The organism is Desulfobacula toluolica Tol2 (assembly GCF_000307105.1).
In the GTDB taxonomy this organism is placed as follows: Bacteria; Desulfobacterota; Desulfobacteria; order Desulfobacterales; family Desulfobacteraceae; genus Desulfobacula; species Desulfobacula toluolica.
The window spans coordinates 1798863-1816985 of the sequence record NC_018645.1; the positions used below are offsets into that span (position 1 = coordinate 1798863).

At 51.9% G+C, this 18123-nt stretch carries 11 protein-coding genes; 9 read left to right on the forward strand and 2 right to left on the reverse strand.

What is annotated here, in order from left to right:
• Positions 1-11 precede the first annotated feature (11 nt).
• The 7 genes from TOL2_RS08215 to tnpC all read left to right on the forward strand — a co-directional run bounded on the left by TOL2_RS08215 (position 12) and on the right by tnpC (position 6607).
• Entirely contained in the window at positions 12-1640 is a 1629-nt protein-coding gene (locus TOL2_RS08215) for a cytochrome c oxidase subunit I (protein ID WP_014957033.1), read from the forward strand.
• 40 nt (positions 1641-1680) lie between these two features.
• Positions 1681-2277, forward strand: coding sequence for a cytochrome c oxidase subunit 3 (locus tag TOL2_RS08220; RefSeq protein WP_014957034.1), 597 nt, complete (start codon positions 1681-1683; stop codon positions 2275-2277).
• 124 nt (positions 2278-2401) lie between these two features.
• Positions 2402-2689, forward strand: coding sequence for a cytochrome C oxidase subunit IV family protein (locus tag TOL2_RS08225; protein ID WP_014957035.1), 288 nt, complete (start codon positions 2402-2404; stop codon positions 2687-2689).
• Between the two features lie 7 nt (positions 2690-2696).
• Positions 2697-3308 (forward strand): cytochrome c oxidase subunit II, encoded by a 612-nt coding sequence (gene coxB, locus TOL2_RS08230; protein ID WP_014957036.1) that lies wholly within the window; start codon positions 2697-2699, stop codon positions 3306-3308.
• On the forward strand, positions 3298-4218 hold the full coding sequence (locus TOL2_RS08235) for a UbiA family prenyltransferase (protein ID WP_014957037.1): 921 nt from the start codon (positions 3298-3300) through the stop codon (positions 4216-4218). The genes coxB and TOL2_RS08235 overlap by 11 nt, the downstream gene beginning before the upstream one ends.
• A gap of 94 nt (positions 4219-4312) precedes the next feature.
• Complete coding sequence (locus TOL2_RS08240; protein WP_014957038.1) at positions 4313-4711, forward strand: hypothetical protein; 399 nt, start codon at positions 4313-4315, stop codon at positions 4709-4711.
• Positions 4712-4984: 273 nt separating this feature from the next.
• Complete coding sequence (gene tnpC / locus TOL2_RS08245) at positions 4985-6607, forward strand: IS66 family transposase (RefSeq protein ID WP_014957039.1); 1623 nt, start codon at positions 4985-4987, stop codon at positions 6605-6607.
• Between the two features lie 391 nt (positions 6608-6998).
• On the opposite strand, the gene TOL2_RS23560 is transcribed toward tnpC, so the two are convergent.
• Both TOL2_RS23560 and TOL2_RS08260 read right to left on the reverse strand, forming a co-directional pair.
• A complete protein-coding gene (locus tag TOL2_RS23560) occupies positions 6999-15770 on the reverse strand; it encodes an autotransporter outer membrane beta-barrel domain-containing protein (protein WP_051012328.1) in 8772 nt (2923 codons plus the stop codon).
• A 102-nt stretch (positions 15771-15872) separates the two neighbouring features.
• Entirely contained in the window at positions 15873-16991 is a 1119-nt protein-coding gene (locus tag TOL2_RS08260; RefSeq protein WP_232508106.1) for an ISNCY family transposase, read from the reverse strand.
• 449 nt (positions 16992-17440) lie between these two features.
• On the opposite strand from TOL2_RS08260, the gene TOL2_RS08265 reads away from it, so the two are divergent.
• Both TOL2_RS08265 and TOL2_RS08270 read left to right on the forward strand, forming a co-directional pair.
• The gene (locus TOL2_RS08265; RefSeq protein WP_014957042.1) at positions 17441-17791 is read left to right on the forward strand and encodes a type II toxin-antitoxin system RelE/ParE family toxin; all 351 of its coding nucleotides are present in this window, start codon (positions 17441-17443) and stop codon (positions 17789-17791) included.
• Entirely contained in the window at positions 17788-18063 is a 276-nt protein-coding gene (locus TOL2_RS08270; protein ID WP_014957043.1) for a helix-turn-helix domain-containing protein, read from the forward strand. The genes TOL2_RS08265 and TOL2_RS08270 overlap by 4 nt, the downstream gene beginning before the upstream one ends.
• The last annotated feature ends 60 nt before the right edge of the window (positions 18064-18123 follow it).

The window sequence follows — 18123 nt, forward strand, 5'->3', positions numbered from 1 at the left end:
GTGAGGAGTTTATGGAAGGTGCAACATCTTTTTTTGAAACCCCTTCACCGGCAAGGTATAAGGGTGTGTGGTCCTGGCTGATCACAACTGATCACAAGCGCATTGGATTGATGTATATGTTTTCAATCCTTTTCTGGTTTTTGCTGGCCGTCCTTTTGGGGGGGCTTCTTCGTCTGGAACTCATGTTTCCCGGTGAAACGGTTATAGGCTCTGAAATATACAATTCAATGTTTACCCTTCACGGGGTTATCATGATTTTTCTGTTCATCATTCCTGGTATACCTGCTATTTTTGGAAATTTTTTTTTGCCCATGCAGATCGGAACTGATGACGTTTTTTTTCCAAAACTGAATCTTTTGTCCTGGTATCTGTATATGAGCGGCGGGGCCATTGCCATCATATCTCTTTTTTCAGACGGATTTGCCGACACTGGATGGACCTTTTATGTGCCGTTCTCCATTTCAACCAACACCAATGTTTCCACGGCGGTTTTTGCCGCATTTGTCCTGGGGATGGCCTCCATGCTAACGGGCTTGAATTTTATCACCACAGTACACAAGATGAAAAGAAAAGATATGGGCTGGATGCAGATCCCTTTGTTCACCTGGACCTTGTATGCCACATCCTGGGTTCAGCTGCTGGCAACGCCCGTGGTTTCCATCACACTGTTGCTGGTAATCATTGAACGTTATGTCGGAGTAGGGCTTTTTGATCCGTCCAGGGGAGGGGACCCGATTTTATACCAGCACCTGTTCTGGATGTATTCCCATCCGGCTGTTTATATCATGATCCTGCCTGGTATGGGGGTTATCTCGGAAATTATTCCCGTGTTTTCACGCAAATCCATATTCGGATACAAAGCCATTGTGGCTTCCTCCATGGCCATTGCCATTGCAGGCTCCCTTGTCTGGGCTCATCATATGTATACCAGCGGGATGAGCGATACGGCTATTTTCGTATTTTCTCTGCTGACTTTTGTGGTGGCAATCCCTTCGGCCATCAAGGTGTTTTCATGGGTGTCCACCCTGTATAAAGGTTCGATACAGATGGCACCGCCCCTGTTTTTAGCCTTATGCTTTATTTATCTGTTTTCAGTGGGCGGGTTGACCGGCCTTGTCCTGGGAGCCGCCGGAACAGATATTCATGTCCATGATACCCATTTTGTGGTGGCCCATTTCCATTTCACCATGTTCGGCGGAACCGGGTTTGCATTTTTCGCAGCACTGCATTATTGGTGGCCCAAAATGTTCGGGCGCATGTATGATTTTAAACGGGCCTATATCGGTGCCATCCTTGTTACGGGCGGGTTTGTGCTTCACTATGTGCCCATGTTCATTCTGGGGCTGCAGGGAATGCCCAGGCGCTATTTTGATTATCTGCCGCAATATGCAACCGGTAATTTTTTTGCAGGATTTGGTGCTTTTTTCATGATTATCGGGATCTTTTTAATGATGACCAACCTGATGCTTTCCTTTAGAAAACAACGGGATGCGGTTTCTGATCCATGGGGAGGCACAACTCTTGAGTGGCAGACACCCTCTCCGCCGCCGCTTCATAACTTTATAACAGAACCCGAGGTGTTGGCTTACCCCTATGATTTTACAGGGGTTGTGGAACGATATGCCTCCCAAAAAAAATGAAAAGAATGAAAAAAATGAAATGAAAAATAAAGGAGCATAAATGTCCTCTTCTCTTGATGAATCCGGTAAAAAGATGGGCATGTGGCTTTTTCTTTATACGGAGATCATCCTTTTTGGCGGCCTTTTTGTTCTGTATGCCGTATATTTTGCAAGGTACACCAGTGATTTTGTGGATGGCGGCAAAGAATTGAACCGCCTTTTCGGCGTTGTAAATACCGTCATTTTGCTGGTTTCAAGTTTTGCCGTGGCAGCATCCATTACGGCGATTCAAAAAAAAGAAAAAAAATGGGTCATGGCCGGGATTTTGACGGCCCTTTTGTGCGGCCTTGTATTTCTGGTCAACAAGTATTTTGAATGGAGTCACAAAATAGAATATGGAATTTTTCCCAATTCGGAAAAATTGGTGGATGGTCCTCCCGGTCAGAATATGTTTTTCGGGCTTTATTATGTGATAACAGGGCTGCACGGTGTTCATATTGTTATCGGCATGAGCCTTTTGTTGATCAGCCTTGTGCTGGTTATGAGAGAGAAAATTACTCATGACCGGTTTGCCATGCTTGAAAATTCAGGGCTTTACTGGCATCTGGTGGATTTGATCTGGATTTTTATTTTTCCTTTATTTTATTTGGTGATTTAGGAAGCGATTATGACGTTTTATATGAAAGAACTTATAATCTGTTGGAATCAATCTCTTTCATCTCTTGTTGTGGCAGATCAATCTGACATGGCCGTTATTTGGAAGATTATACAGGAGACAGTCCATGGAAAATAAACCGTTACAGCATTTTTTTGAATATAAAACGCTTTTTAATGTTCTTCTGGTATTATTGATGTTTACCGGTATCACTGTGGCCGTGTCTTTTATGGATCTGGGAAAGCTCAATGTCTGGATCACCCTTTTGATTGCATCCGTCAAAGCGTCCTTTGTGCTGCTTTTTTTCATGCACATGAAATTTGAAGGCAGGGTACTTTTACTTTCTTTTCTCGGAACTATTTTTTTTCTCGGCATCATGATCAGTTTTACATTCTGGGATGTTGCATTCAGATGAGGTGGAGATGAATGATATTGTAAATCCGGTTGCTTTGGTGGACCGGTCTTTTTATTTTATTATCGGTTTTTCGTTTGTTTTTTTGTTTGCCATCACCCTTGTGATGATCTGGTTTGTGATCCGGTATCGGCGCAGCAAACATCCAAGCCCGTCGGATATTCGTGGAAATCTGCTCTTGGAAACGGTCTGGATTGTCCTGCCTACCATTATCGCACTGTCCATGTTTGTGTCCGGGTGGAGATCCTATACCGGCTTGAGAAATGTTCCCGAAGGCGCCCTTGAAATAGAAGTGATCGGCCAGTCATTTTCATGGCTGTTTTATTATCCCAACGACAAAGAGACGGAAAGCGAAATCGTGGTGCCGGTGAACACGCCCGTGAAATTAAACATTACCTCGGCTGATGTGATCCACAGCATTTTTATTCCCGCCTTCAGGGTCAAGGTGGATGCGGTGAAAGGTCTTTATACCTATGCCTGGTTTCTGCCGGAAAAGACAGGGGAATACTTTTTCCAGTGTACCGAGTTTTGCGGCACGGGCCATTCCGACATGACAGGGGTGGTCCGTGTGGTTTCTCAAGAAGAATATGAAAAATGGGTCAACCAGGAAGATGAGTGGTAACAAAACCGACCTGGTGGTGCAGGCAGGGGGTTCAGGTTCAGTTCAAGCGATAACGCATTACCTGGAATTGTTTAAACTGCATCTGTGTCTCTATATCGGTCTTTCCGCCGTGTTCGGCCATGTTATGGCCTGTCAAAGTTTTTCTTTTGAGTCGCTTTTGGTAGGCATTTTAGTGCTGGTACTGGCCTGTGGATCTGCTGTTTTGAACAATATCCAGGACAGGGTGTATGATGGATTTTTTTTCAGAACACGCCACAGAAGCCTGCCCCAAAAAAAAGTACCCGTTTTTCATGCAGCAGTTATTGCCATAGTGATGATCTGGTGCGGGCTTTTTGGGCTTTTGCTGTTTACAGGACTTTTTTGTTTTTTCTGGGGGGGCATGGCATTGATCGCTTACAATGGCCTTTATACCCCTTTAAAAAAACAATCTTTGCTGGCTATTGTTCCCGGAACCCTGTGCGGCATGCTTCCGCTGCTGATCGGATGGGCTGCCGCAGGAAAGCCTTTGTCTGATCCCCATATCCTGATGATCATGGTGGTTATGGGACTATGGCAGATACCTCATTTTTTCATCATTCTGTTAAAAACCAAACCGTCCCCATCCGGAATGGCCGGTTACAACCGGTTCCCCTGTTTTACAAAAATCTTTTCTCCAAACGAAATAAAGCTGCAAATCCTGATCTGGACAAGCCTCTACAGCCTTGCAATCCTGCTGTTTTTGCTGAACGGCTCCATAAAAAATCCTTTGTTATCAAATCTTTCCGGGTTGAATGCCGTTATGATTCCTTTTCTTGTTTCAATAATGGTAATTAAATCCGGCAAATGGAATCTGCCGTTTGCCTTTGTCTCCATTAATCTGTCTGTGCTTTTTTTTATGGGTGCAGGAATTTTTGATAATTGTCTGCTGTGACAAGTGCAGTGTGTCCTTTCGGTTGGCCTGCGTGAATTAATTTTAACAGGATGATAAATTTCGGTTCTAAACTTTATTATACGAGGAGGAACCGATGAAACCAGCGACATCATCAACCACAGATTCTGCACTGGAAGAAGTCAGACAACAGTTCAGTGAATGGCGCAGGACAAAAATTGGCAGAGGACGTATCCCGGAATTTTTATGGCAGTCAGCCATAGGTCTGTTTAATACCGGAGGGTACAGCCTGCATAAAATTTCCAAAACATTAAGATTGAACCACACAGATTTTAAAAAACATGTAAACAAAAACCTTGCCGTCCCACAAGAAAAGACACCTGCCTTTATTGAGCTGGAACCGCCGGTATCTGATTCAGAATGTGTCATAGAGATGGAAAATATTTCCGGATCAAAGATGAGTATGTGCTTTCGGGGAAAGCCTGATCCGAATTTGATTGAACTGGGCAAATCCTTCTGGAGGAAACCGGCATGATTCAGGTCACCCCTCATATGAGGATATTTTTAGCCGTGGAACCGGTAGATTTCAGAAAAGGCATTGACACCTTTTAATACCCAGACAGCTCCCATGTGGAGAAAAATTCCAGCATAATTTTTTTATTCAATCTGGATTTTTTTGCATACGCTTCAATTGAAAGTGTGCTATATGCAGTTGTCATGGAAAACGACAGCATACTTACATACTGTGGCAAAAATGTAATAAAAAAGATATTGGGTTTACCACACCCATCAACGGAATGACTTGGTCATGAAAAAGATCCAGTTAACTCAGGAGGAGGTTGATGCCCTTTTGGAAAGGGTAAAGGCTAATAATCTCACCAACGGAGATTATGATATCATTAAATCCATGGCTGATGCTGTCACGATTTTAAGCCAGGCTCTTAATAAAAAAGCAACCTCTATAAAACGGCTGTTGACCATGCTGTTTGGTGCAAAGACTGAAAAAAAGGATAAGGTGTTGAAAAACACCACCACTACGAATAACAATAACACCACCGCCAACAATAATGATAAATCTAAAAAGGGTACTGCACCAAAACCCGGTTCAAATCAGAAAAAAGCGGGACATGGCCGAATACCGGCTTGTGACTACACAGGAGCCGACAGGGTCTCCATATCCCATGATAAGCTCAAGCACAAAGATCCATGTCCCTTATGTCCAAATGGTAAACTTTACAAAATCAAAGATCCCGGTGTTGCGATCAGGATAAACGGTCAGGCACCCTTGAATGCAACCGTGTATGAACTGGAGAAACTGCGCTGTAACCTGTGTGGAGAAGTCTTTACAGCAGCAGCTCCGGATAACACCACCGGAAAACAGTATGATGAAACTGCCAAAGCCATGATCGCCCTTTTAAAGTACAGCTGCGGTTTTCCCTGGTACCGCCTGGCAGGTCTTCAGAAAAGCCTGGGTATTCCTGTTCCGGCATCCATCCTGTGGGAAAATGCAGAATCATCAGCAGACCACATCTATCCTGCATTTGATGAACTCATGCGGCAAGCGGCCCAGGGCAACGTCTTCCACAATGATGACACCACCATGAAAATCCTGGATTTGATCAAGGAAAACCAGTTTTTGGATAAAAAGGAACGTACTGGAATTTTTACCTCCGGCATCATCTCAGTTTTAGATGATGATAAACGGATCGCCCTTTTTTTCACGGGCCGCTGCCATGCCGGTGAAAATATTGCATCCCTTTATGACCTGAGGAATAAAGAAAAGCCTCCACCGCTTCAGATGTGCGATACCCTCTCCAGGAACATGTCTTCCGAGTTTAAAATTATTCTCATCCATTGCATGGTCCATGCCCGCCGAAATTTTGTCGATGTGGTGACAGCCTTTCCGGATGAATGCCGTCATGTCATTGAAATCCTGGCCAAGGTCTATGAAACTGATGCCATTGCAAAAACCGAACGGATGAGCCCGGAAGAGCGGCTGACATATCACCAGACTCACAGCGGTCCCAAAATGAAAGCGTTACGAACTTGGCTGGACAAGCAGATTAATGAAAAGCTGGTTGAACCCAATTCCGGTATAGGCAATGCCATTGCCTATATGCGAAAACACTGGACAGAACTCACCCAATTTCTAAGGGTTCCCGGCGCACCGCTTGATAATAATATCTGCGAACAGGCCTTGAAACGCAGTATTCTTAACCGAAAAAATGCTCTGTTTTACAAAACTCAGCACGGAGCTTACATCGGAGATATGTTCATGAGCCTTATTCATACCTGCAGTTTAATGAAGGTCAATCCCTTTAATTATCTGGTGGCCCTTCAAAAATATTCTGCCCGGGTGTTTAAAAATCCCTCCCAATGGATGCCCTGGAACTATGAGACAGCTGCAACTCTTGCGGCACAGTCGGCCTGAATTCACCTGGTTTCTAATCAATTTGGGGTTCATGGTTCACAGCTTCTGGACAAATTCATGCTGAAGGTCATGCTGTATTTAGAACCATTGGTAACATACCCGTAAATAAATTTCACGCAGGCTCACCGAAAGGACACTGTGTAATGTGATGAGGGAAAGTCGGAGCCACTGCACTCATCCGTGCAATGGTATAAATTTAAACAAATGCTTTAATTTCTGCAAATAAATAAGATGTCCCCGGAATTTAATGGGGCTTGCTTTAAGGGATGAGGAGGGTGTTGAAAATTGGCCGCAGGATAGTAAGACGCTTTTTGTCAAGATCAAAAAGCGTCTTACTATCCTTTTTCTAAGGCCGCTTGGGTGAGTTCCGCGGCGTAAAATATGGTCTCGATTAAAACTCCCACTGCACCCCGGCAAAGAACGATTGGGCGTTGGAATCGGATCGGCCCACCTCGGCGTTGAAGTCGAGCGCCACCCGATAATGCTTATCGCTGATGATGTCTATGCCCGTACCCACCACGGCGAAATCATCGTCGGACGCGTCGGTTCGAATATGCAAGGCTGCTCCGGTTTGGCCGAGATCGGCAGCGAGGGGTCGACTACCATCGGCAAATTCGTGCTTGTAGGCAGCGTAGAGTTGGGGGATGATGTTGACCGGGCCGTGGTTGAGCACTGCAGCAATTTTTAAGCCCACGCTCGATTGCAGGGAGTCGACCTCCTGCGAGTCCACATTCAGGTCCAGCTCCCCGGCGCCGCTTTCGCTGAAGCCGTTCATCCACAGGTGGGAGTAAGCCAGGGAGACCATCGGGGTGAATACCGCGGACCTGAATTTGAAATCATAGCCCACCTCCCCGTAGGTGTTGATCTGGTGCCCGGAGGTTGTGCTGTTTGCCGTGCGGTACAGGTCGCCGAAACGCATTTTTCTTTCCATGCTGAAAAAGTTCAAGGCGTAACCCAGTGAGCCGTATGCGTAAAACGATTCCGGCATATAGGCCGCATAGACCGACAGGGGAAAAACGTCGGCCTCAATGTCGCCGCCGTTTTCCGTGAAACGCGATCCGGTATGACCGTATTCGGCCGACACGCCCAGGAGCAGGTCGTCCTGCAGCCAGCGGTAGACGCCCGTGTTGAAGCCGACGGTGGAATAGTCAAACCCTGTCCGGTTCACCGTTGAATCCCGTGACCCCAGGGTCAGGAACGGATAGATGTAAAAGCCACTTTGATTGCCGGGGTCCTGCGGTGATTTCTCTCCGGCCAGTCCGGCAAGACGCGATGCATCAAAAGCCTGAGTCAGACCTTCGGACTGACGGGCGATCACGGCAAGGGACGACCGCGTGCTGCCCGGCGCTGCGGTCTGCGGGCCGCCGAAACGCAACTCCTTGATCTCGCGGGCCTGGCGGAGCATCTGGAAGGCGGCTCCGGCAAGGGCGAGCGTGGCGGGCGCCTCTGCTTTTTCCGGCGATATCTGCTTGAAGGCGTTCCTGACGCTTCCGCTGTCGGGAAGATAGTCAATCGCGTTCAGGACGCTGTCCAGATCGCCGTTGGCAACCCAGGACCACTCATCAAGCACAGCTGCGATTGCCTGCTGATTGTCGTTTAACCCCAGTTCGGGATTTGTATAGGAGCGCTTCACAAAAAGGTCGACGCTGTTGGGAAGATACCGGGTCTCCCAGGACAGGGTGGGGGTGAATTGCTGATCGACAATCCGACTGAAAGTCCCGGAAATGCCACCGTCGGCGGTGACGATCCCGGAGAATACATGATTGCAGCGGGGTTTGAAGCCGTCATAGGCGACGGGGGCCAGAGCGCCATCCAGAACGGCGGTGCCGGGGGTGCCGTCGACGACAATTCGGTCATAGACGTCGGGAGAGAAGAGTTCCGTGACCAGAATACCCAGGTGGGATTGCTTGTAACTGCCGGTTACGGAGAGGTCGCCGGGAGAATTGCCGGGATTGATCGTGCCGTGGTTTGTTAAGTTGCCGGGAAAACTTCTCCCGTTTAACGTGCCCATTTCGGAGTTGATGAAAGTGCTTTCGTCTCCCTCGATCAGTGCCCCGTAGGAGGTGATGGTTCCGGAATTCAGAATCTGGTTCTGAATTCCTCCGCTCAGGCGAATGGGCGCCGTGCCGTCGGGCGCGCCCACCAGTGTGCCGCCGGGCATATTACTGATTAATATGAAACTTTCTCCGGATTGGCCGCTGCTTTCGGCATAGATCGCATGTGCTCCGGTCCCTGAAACCGTTATGGTGCCGCTGTTTGTTACACCCACCGTGAAGCCGTGGCCGGTGCCGCCGGCGCTCTGAGCGAAAATGCCGTGGGCATAGGCGCCGGTGGTGGTAACGGTGCCGGAATTGGTGAGGTGGAGGGCTTCGCCAGATCCCGCGCCTCCGGCGCTGCCGGCAGCGCCGGAAGCGGCATTCAGACCACCGCCGCCACCGATGCTCTGGGCGAAGATGCCACAGGCCCCGCTGCCGCTGGTGGAGACCTGGCCGGAATTGTCAATGGTTACCGTGTCTCCATTCCCTGTATTGCTGCCGTCGCCTTCCGGCATGGTCGTCTGGAGTCCGCTGACGGCGAATGCATCGGATGCGGAGGCAAAACCACCACCGCCGCCGATGCTCTGGGCGATGATGCCGTAACCGCCGTCACCGCTCGTCGTGATCGGTTTTTGATTGGTGACCGCTACTGGCAGGCCGTCGCCCGATGCCGAGGTGGGCCTCCACAGGGGCGTCACTCCATGATACCATGGGTTCGCTACTGGCAGGCCGTCGCCCAATGGCGAGGTGGACCCGCCGATGGTTATGCCGCTCGTGGATGCGAGCGCATCATTGCTCCCCAGGCCGCCGCCGCCGCCGATACTCTGGGCCAATACGCCGCAGGAGCCGATACCTGCAACCGATATGACACCGTTGTTCATGACGCTGACGGAATCGCCGTCGCCGCTGCTGCCCCGACCGCCAAGGGTGAGGGCGGCATCGGTCGACTGTACGCTCCCGGTGACGCCGACCCAGCCGATCCCGCCGCCGCCGCCGATACTCTGGGCGATAATGCCGGAAGCACGATTCCCCTTGGTGTTGATCAAGCCGTTGTTCACCACGGAAGCGCTATAGCCCTTGCCGCTTCCAGTCCCGGCAGCACCCAATAAGACACTTGTTGAGGATCCACCGCTCATGTCTCCATTTATGTTAACCCCGGTGACGCCTCCCCCCGCCCCGATACTTTGGGCCAGGATTCCGGTCGCGTCATCCCCTTTAGTATAAATACGGGAAGCGCTTGTCACATTTACATTTCCTCCGTCGCCGCTGGCACCGTCACTGCCGCCCGAGGTCAGCGTCAACTCATCGGAGATCTCCAGGGAGCTGAAGCTGAAACCACCATGCCCACCGCCCCCGCCAATACTTTGCGCTTCGATGCCGGCCGAACGGTCTCCCATGGTGGTGATGTCAGCCCCATTGTTGTTGACCGTCACATCACTGCCGCTCCCACTGCCCCCGCCGCTGCCGCCGCAGGCCATGGCCGACCCTTCACCGCTTGCGTTCAGCATGCTGATTGCGCCCGAGATACTGAAACCGCCGTTGCCCCCGCCGTTGCCGATGCTTTGCGCCTGAATGCCGGCGGAGTCGCGACCGAAGCCGTTAAGATCCCCAAAGCCGGTGCTGATGGTACTGTTGTTGGTTATCGAGACGGCCCCGGCATCGGCGCCGTCGCCGCCGTCCCCGCCGCAGTTCAAGGACACCTGCGACACTGTGCTGATTCCGGCTCCAAGACTGAAGCCGCCGTTGCCACCGCCCCCGCCGACACTCTGTGCAAAAATGCCGCGGGAACGATCACCCAGGGTTCTGATATTTGCGCCAGTGCTGGTAACCGCTACCGCCCCTGCGGTACTGCCGCTCCCCCCGGAACCGCCGATAGCAAGGGTGGCGCCCAGCGGCGCATTGCCCATATTGACCATGGCGTTGATGCTGAACCCCCCGTTGCCGCCGCCCCCCCCAACGCTTTGGGCCGTAATGCCGTCGGCGTCGTTGCCCGAAGTGAACGCGCTGGAGGTCGTCAGACCCGTGGTGACGGAACTCGAACTGGTAACGGTCACCGACCCGGCGGTGCTGCCGTTGCCGCCGCTGCCGCCCATGGCCAGACTCAGGGAGGGTCCGGCCGCCCCAGCCCCCACCCCGATGGCGAGGGAACCTCCGCCGTTGCCGCCCCCGCCGCCGACGCTTTGGGCCAGAATTCCCGTCGATGAGTTACCCTGGGTTCCGATTCCCGAACCGCTGTTGGTGACGGTAACAGCGTCGCCCGGGCCGCCGCTGCCGCCGCTGCCACCCATTGCCACGGATAATCCTCCCACGCCTAATTTGCTGTTTATGGAAGAGAGGTTGACCCCGATGGCGACCCCGCCGTTACCGCCGCCGCCGCCGGTACTTTGGGCGAAAATACCGTGGGCGTTGTCCCCTTCCGTTACGATGTGGCTTGCCGTGGACACTTCCACCTGTCCGGCCGCGCCGCCCGCACCCCCGTTGCCGCCAAAAGCCAGTCCCATTGCAGGCAGAAAGGAGGATCTGTCCTTATTGCCGGCCGACATGCTCCATCCCCCTGTGCCGCCGCCACATCCCAAGCTCTGCGCGAAGATGCCGTCGGCATTCAAACCGGTAGTATTGATGAACTTGTCGGCCGCTCCCGCGGCCAGGTGGTCATCCACGGTCACAGCATCGGCATCGCCGCCGCCGGCGCCGTTTTGTCCCGAGGCTCCCAGACCAAAACCCATGCCCTCTCCGTTTATCGAAAAATCGCCGTTGATGCGGGTTCCGCCCTTGCCGCCGCCACCGCCCACACTCTGTGCGAGAATGCCCGCTGCGGATTCACCATCCGTCGAGATGCTGCTGGTATTGTCAACCCGCACGGCGCCGCCCTTGCCGCCGCCTCCCCCCTTGCAACCCAGGTTTAATTTGGGGACATCCGCAAAGGAGTAATCATCGGTCCCGCCTGCCAGGCTCAAGCTGAAACCACCCTTGCCGCCGCCGCCGCCCAGGCTCTGGGCCAGGATGCCGTCGGACTGGTAACCCGAGGTGGTAATCGAGGAGCCGGTGGAGTTCACCCGAACCGCCAGTTGCGTGGTGGGATCGTTTACGCTGTCGCCGCCTTTCTCGCCGTTGCCCCCGATGGACAGACTGAGATTGGAGAGGGGGATTTTGCCCAGCTTCGCGCTCTCCGTTGCAATGGTGAGGGATGCGCCAATCCCGCCCTTGCCGCCTCCGCCTCCGTTGCTCTGTGCCAGGATACCCTCGGATTCGTCTCCCTGAGTTACGATAACGCCGCTGTTATCGACCGTTACGAAGGAGGCGGTATTGCCCTCTCCCCCAAATCCACCTATCGAGGCGCCCAGCGCCGCTTTCTTCCCGATGGACAGGGCGCCGCTGAAGCCGCCACTGCCCCCGCCCCCGCCCACGCTTTCCGCCTGTATTCCGGCGGAGGAATTCCCTCGTGTGATAATGGAGCCGGAATTCGTCACCTGAACGCCTGCGGCCGTGGCGCCCGCACCGCCGCTGCCGCCGACAACGACACTGATGGCGCCGAAACCGCCAAAATTTCCACTCCCGGCAATACTGAAGGCCGCGTTCCCCCCACCGCCGCCCGTGCTCTGGGCCAGGATGCCCTGGGCGGAATCCCCCGCAGTGGTGACGGTTCCCGAATTATCGAGCGTCACGGTCCCGGCATCGCCGCCGTTGCCGCCGCTCCCGCCCACGCTCACATAGGCATTCGGGGGTTTCGTGTATGCACCGCTTAGAACCGCGGAAAGACCGCCGGACACGGAGAAGCCGGCGTTACCGCCGCCGTCGCTGGTGCTCTGAGCCAGAATGCCGACCGCGTTTAATCCCGAAGTAGTAACGTCCCCCTGGTTGGTAAAAGTGACATTCCCGCCATTGCCCCCGTCGCCGCCGCTGCCCCCCACACTGACGCCTGCTGAGCCTGAAACGATACCATAGTTCAAGGTATTGAAAACCAGGTTGCCGTCCACCGAGAATCCCCCATTGCCGCCGCCGCCGCCGACGCTCGATGCCGCTATTCCCACTGCATTGTCTCCCGTGGTAGTTACCGTGCCATCATTGGTAAAGGATACAGATCCGCCGTCGCCGCCTCCACCACCCGAGCCGCCGTCGCTGCCACCTACAGTCAGGGTTGCTTTTTCGGCGTACGTCATATTGGCACCGCCGGCCACAGAGAAGCCGCCCTTGCCGCCGCCGCCGCCCACGCTATCGGCCAGGATGCCATAGGCATCGCTTCCGCTGGTGGCGACCGTATTGTCGGTGGTAAGTGTGACGGCGCCACCATTGCCGCCGCCGCCGCCGCTACCGCCCACGCTCACCGAAGCCACGCCGCTCGATGTACCTGCTCCCAGCGCCAGGGCACCGCTCACTGAAAAGCCGCCGTGACCTCCACCCCCGCCTTCACTGTGTGCCATGATACCTGTAGAGTGAGCGCCGTTTGTGCCAATCCCCCCGGTCGAAGTGGTCAGGTTGACCGTGCCGCCGTCGCCGCCGTCGCCGCCGGAACCGCCGACGCTTACCGCCGCCGTGATCGCCGCGCCACTATTGCTGCTGGCCGTACAAGACAGATCACCGGCAACGCTGAAGCCGCCCCGGCCACCGCCGCCGCCCGTGCTCTTTGCCTCAATGCCGGTGGAATGATCACCGATCGTGCCCACCGCGCCCGTGTTGTTGAGGGTGACGTCGTCGCCGTTGCCTCCGCCGCCGCCTGAGCCGCCAACGCTCACCCCCACGCCGACGTTTACAGCCGCATCGATGCCGATGTTCACTGTCCCGGCGACACTGAAACCGCCGTTACCGCCGCCACCGCCCTCACTCGCCGCCAATACGCCCGGGGCGCTGGTGCCCCACGTACTCACTGCTCCCGAATTGGTCAGGTTGACCGTACCGCCGTCGCCGCCGTCACCGCCGCTGCCGCCTATGCCGACGGCGATTCCCCCGCCGGCACCCGCCTGACTGTAGGCAAAATCTCCGGCGACACTGAAGCCACCCCGACCGCCGCCGCCGCCCGTGCTTTCCACCTCGATGGCAGTGGAGTGATCACCAAACGTATTCACCCCGTTGTCATTGGTCAGCGTCACACTGGAGCCCTTGCCGCCGCCGCCACCCGTGCCGCCCAAACTAACGCTGATCGCGCCCATACCCCCGCTGCCGGCCACGGAAAAACCACCGTCGCCGCCGCCGCCGCCGACACTTTTGGCTAAGATACCCACGGAACTCGTACCAAGGGTGACGATGGCATTTTCGCTCTCGCCCCGGGATATCCCAACCGTCACGTCACCGCCGCTACCGCCGTCGCCGCCGCTGCCGCCCAGCCCGAAGGCGACATTCGCCAGCCCCGCAGAAGCACTGATGTCAAAGCCACCCTTACCGCCGCCGCCACCGAGACTCTGGGCAAAGATGCCGTGGGATTTGGAGCTTGCCGTGAAGATGTTGGTGTTGACCAGATTGGTCTGAACAGTCGATGCGCTGCCGCCACTACCGCCGGAACCGCCCAGAGCGAGAGAGGCCCCCACATAAACATTGGCATCCACGGAAAACCCCCCGGCACCACCGCCGCCGCCCATGCTTTGAGCGAAAATCCCGTCGGAACGTTTTCCCGCAGTACCGATTTCCGCATTCTCCACAGAGACGGTAACGTCGCCGCCGCTCCCGCCAACGCTGCCCGATCCTCCGATCGCCACGTTCAGACCCAGGCCGCCGGTGACGGCACCGCCGCCATTGCCGCCGCCGCCGCCGAGACTTTCTGCGTAGATGCCATCAGCGTCATCTTCGGAAGTCTCGATATTTCCGGTGTCGTTGACCGTAACAGACCCGCCGCTGCCGCCGCTGTCTCCGGAGCCGCCGATGGAAACGAGGCCCCCCACCGCCAAGCCGCCCTTGCCGCCGCCACCGCCAAGACTCTGCGCATAAATGCCGTTGGACGTGGAAGTGATGTCTCCGGCATTCTCTACGGTTACACCACCGCCGTTGCCCGCTGCACTGCCGCTGCCGCCGATGGACTCCAGACCAACTGAAGGATGGGAACCCCCACCACCCCCCCCTGTACTCTGGGCATAAATGCCGTGGGAAGAGGAGCCGGCAGCCTCAAGCGTCTGAAGGTTGTTGGTGACGGAGACATCGCCGCCATTGCCGCCACTGCCCCCGGAGCCGCCCAGAGCGGTCAGCCCGATGCTGGTGCCGGCGCTGCCGCCGCCCGCCCCGGTACTCTGGGCTCGAATGGCATCCGAGGTTTCCCCGTGGGTGGTAATCCCTTCGGTGCTCTGGCCATAGTTCTCCACAGTAACGGCACCACCGTTGCCGACGCTGTGGGAATCGGCACCATACCCTGTCAACCCGGCACCGAAACCGCCGCTCCCGCTGAAACCCCCGGTGCTCTGTGCGTAGATGCCATGGGAAGATGTGTCCTGGGTGACAATGTTACCGCCATGGGTGGTTACGGACACGCTCCCGCCGCAGCCGGCGTCGCTGCCGGCACCTCCGGTGCCCCATACGCCGCCGCCCGCACCGCCCGCGCCGCCATGTCCGCCCAGACTTTGGGCAAAGATGCCGTAAGCCTTCTCACCTGAGGTCACAATTTCTCGCCCGTCACCATTTTGGGTGATGGCAACCGTTCCGCCTTTGCCTCCCGATCCGCCGTCACCACCTTTGCCGTAGGCGCCGTACCCGTCGCCGCCGTCGCCGCCGTCGCCGCCGTGGCTTGATCCATAGATGCCGATGCCTGTATTCGTGAGGAAACCGGCGGAACTGTCAATTTGGATATCGCTGCCGTTGCCTCCCAATCCGCCGTCACCGCCGATGGCATAGGCCAGTCCCCCTCCTGTTCCTCCGTCGCCTCCTTTGCCGCCGACACTCTCTACACGGAAGCCCGTGGCATTGTGCGTTTGGAAGTCATTGTCGTCCAGGCTCTGGCTCATCACCCCCCCTGCTTCACCGCTGCCGCCATTTTCACCTCGGCCATAAAACTCATAGATCCTGAAACCTCCATCATCGCCGTTTTTTCCTTGAAAATAGCTGCTTGATGCGGCTTGACCATCCGGCATGATGGTAGTGGCGCCGGTTGACTGAGTAATCAGAAGGAGTACGCTTACCATTGACCAATACCGCAGAAATCGAGTCATTCGAATAGTCTCCATTTAATTGAAAAAAAAACAAGAAAATAACCTGTTAATTGAAAAAAAACAAGAAAATAACCTGTTAATCAGCAATTCTAAATTTGACGATTAACCGGAATTCATTTTAATATCAGTTATATTCAATTCAAGCTGTTCTGCCATAAAGTTTATCAAATGCTTCCAGTTATCAAAATACAAGTACTTTGTTAATGCTTTAAAATCATGAAAAAAAATTTTTCTTACGGAAAGTGCTTTTCGGACTGAAAAATATGTTTTATCCATAAATTCCAGGAAAATATGGCTTAAAAATGCCAAAAGATTCAGAGTTAATAATGTAGAAGATAAAAATTTTTTCCCATGACCATAATTATGTTCAAGATGATATCCTTTGGTTTTAAGAACGTTATTATTTTCATTTTCAACTTTCCAACGCGCTCTTCCCGCTTGAATTATTTGTTCAACGTTTGAGTCGTCTATAATGAAATCTGTAATGAATGAATTATAATAACAGGTTTCCTGCGTCTTTGTGTTGGTTATGGTAATGTCTGCCCAATTAACATGGAGAACATTTTCTCCATCTTTAACAGGTAAGTTATTAAAGTAACGAAGAATTATTTTTTCATGGTATTTCCCATTCCAACGCCTGCTGGAAATAGATGAGACATCATTGCTTTTGATAAAACCATCTAAATATTCATAGAGAGTCTTGTGTGAATCCGGCTTACAAACTAATATGAAATGGAACCCTTTAAGAAGCAATTGTTTGCAAAACGGCTCTCTTGAAAAAAGATCATCCCCTAAAATAATAGATTTTTCATCCGCCATATGGGCATTTCTCTCAATCCATCTTTTGGCAGCATTAAGTTCACAATCTTGTTTTTTTGAACCATCTTGGGGAATAACAAATTCAGGCTCAAGCGGTATCACTGTTGTGCTGCTAGGCTGTGTTATAACAGGTGTCAGCACTTTATGAGAATATGACACTTTACCGTTCTTATGATGTGTAACCGTACAATTTTTACAATGTATTTTGGAAGATCTGAAGTACTCCGTACCATCAATTGCGACCAACAGGCAATCCTGAAAGAACCTGTATCCACCCAAGTGACCGGACTCTTCAATTTTTGAATAACAATCTGAAAATACAGAATAGAAATTATCGGGCGAGACCCCATCTAAAATATTACGGATTTGATTATCTGATGGTATCTTTTCAATTTTGAACAAACTTTCAGCGTTGCTTTTGCCCTTCGCTTGTTTCATGGAATTCTGATATGACAAAAAGGATGCGGATTGACTGAAAAACATTGAAAAGGCTCCTAATACGGCATTTTTCACCTCATAGGTTAACGCAGGACTAAAAGATCTATAATCGGGTAACCGGTCAAATGTATTATGAAGTTTGTCTATAAACCAGTCAAAATTGGAGCTACAGTTCATTGATATCCCATTATTTTTTGTTTAATATCATGGTTTGATCTCAATCTTAGGTATTGATCAATTGCTTTAATTTAAACACACTGTGTCCGAATAGTTGATTATAAGTTAAAAATCAAGATCTTATTGATTTTGGTTCAAATTTAAAATTGCTGTCTAAACAGGATAAGGTGGTTCAAAAAGAATTGATCGAACATTCTCCTTGACTTAGTTAACCTGCATGTTAACATATAAGCAATATGAAAGAAATTAATTTTTACAGGTCAGAGTCTGGAAAAAGCCCGGTTGAAGAATTTCTTGATAATTTAACCGCAAAACAGGCTAAGAAAGTTGTCTGGGTTTTGAATATGATCGAAGAGCATATTAATGTTCCTTCCAAATATTTTAAGAAAATGGTTAACACAGATAATCTTTGGGAAGTCAGGGTTAATTTGGGATCAAATATATTTCGAATCCTTTGTTTTTTTGATGGTTCTGAAATTATTATTTTAACTCATGCTATCCAGAAGAAGACTCAGAAAACTCCCAGACAGGCAATTAAAATTGCTGAGAAACGAATGAAGGACTATTTTAAGAGGAAAAAGTTATGAGTGATCTCCAAAAGTATATAAAAAAAAGAAAAAAAAAGGACCCTGAATTTGCAAAAGATTTTGATTCTGGATATGAACATTTTAAAATCGGAGTAATGCTGAAACAGGCAAGAGAGGAGTCTGGCCTCACACAGGAAGAATTAGCCTCTCGTTTAAACACAAAAAAATCTGCGATTTCAAGGATTGAGAATCATGCTGAAGATATTAAATTGTCAACATTGGAGAAATTTGCAAACGCACTTGGGAAAAGGCTAAGACTGGAAGTTGCGTGATTTTAAAATAAAACAGGCATTTCAAACATTCAACTGTAACCAATCTCGTTGATAAAATTC

Bases quoted from the DNA above. Each gene is read 5' to 3' on its own strand.
- TOL2_RS08215 (WP_014957033.1), top strand. From the start codon at position 12: ATGGAAGGTGCAACATCTTTTTTTGAAACCCCTTCACCGGCAAGGTAT.
- TOL2_RS08220 (WP_014957034.1), top strand. From the start codon at position 1,681: ATGTCCTCTTCTCTTGATGAATCCGGTAAAAAGATGGGCATGTGGCTT.
- TOL2_RS08225 (WP_014957035.1), top strand. From the start codon at position 2,402: ATGGAAAATAAACCGTTACAGCATTTTTTTGAATATAAAACGCTTTTT.
- coxB (WP_014957036.1), top strand. From the start codon at position 2,697: ATGAATGATATTGTAAATCCGGTTGCTTTGGTGGACCGGTCTTTTTAT.
- TOL2_RS08235 (WP_014957037.1), top strand. From the start codon at position 3,298: ATGAGTGGTAACAAAACCGACCTGGTGGTGCAGGCAGGGGGTTCAGGT.
- TOL2_RS08240 (WP_014957038.1), top strand. From the start codon at position 4,313: ATGAAACCAGCGACATCATCAACCACAGATTCTGCACTGGAAGAAGTC.
- tnpC (WP_014957039.1), top strand. From the start codon at position 4,985: ATGAAAAAGATCCAGTTAACTCAGGAGGAGGTTGATGCCCTTTTGGAA.
- TOL2_RS23560 (WP_051012328.1), bottom strand. From the start codon at position 15,770: ATGACTCGATTTCTGCGGTATTGGTCAATGGTAAGCGTACTCCTTCTG.
- TOL2_RS08265 (WP_014957042.1), top strand. From the start codon at position 17,441: ATGAAAGAAATTAATTTTTACAGGTCAGAGTCTGGAAAAAGCCCGGTT.
- TOL2_RS08270 (WP_014957043.1), top strand. From the start codon at position 17,788: ATGAGTGATCTCCAAAAGTATATAAAAAAAAGAAAAAAAAAGGACCCT.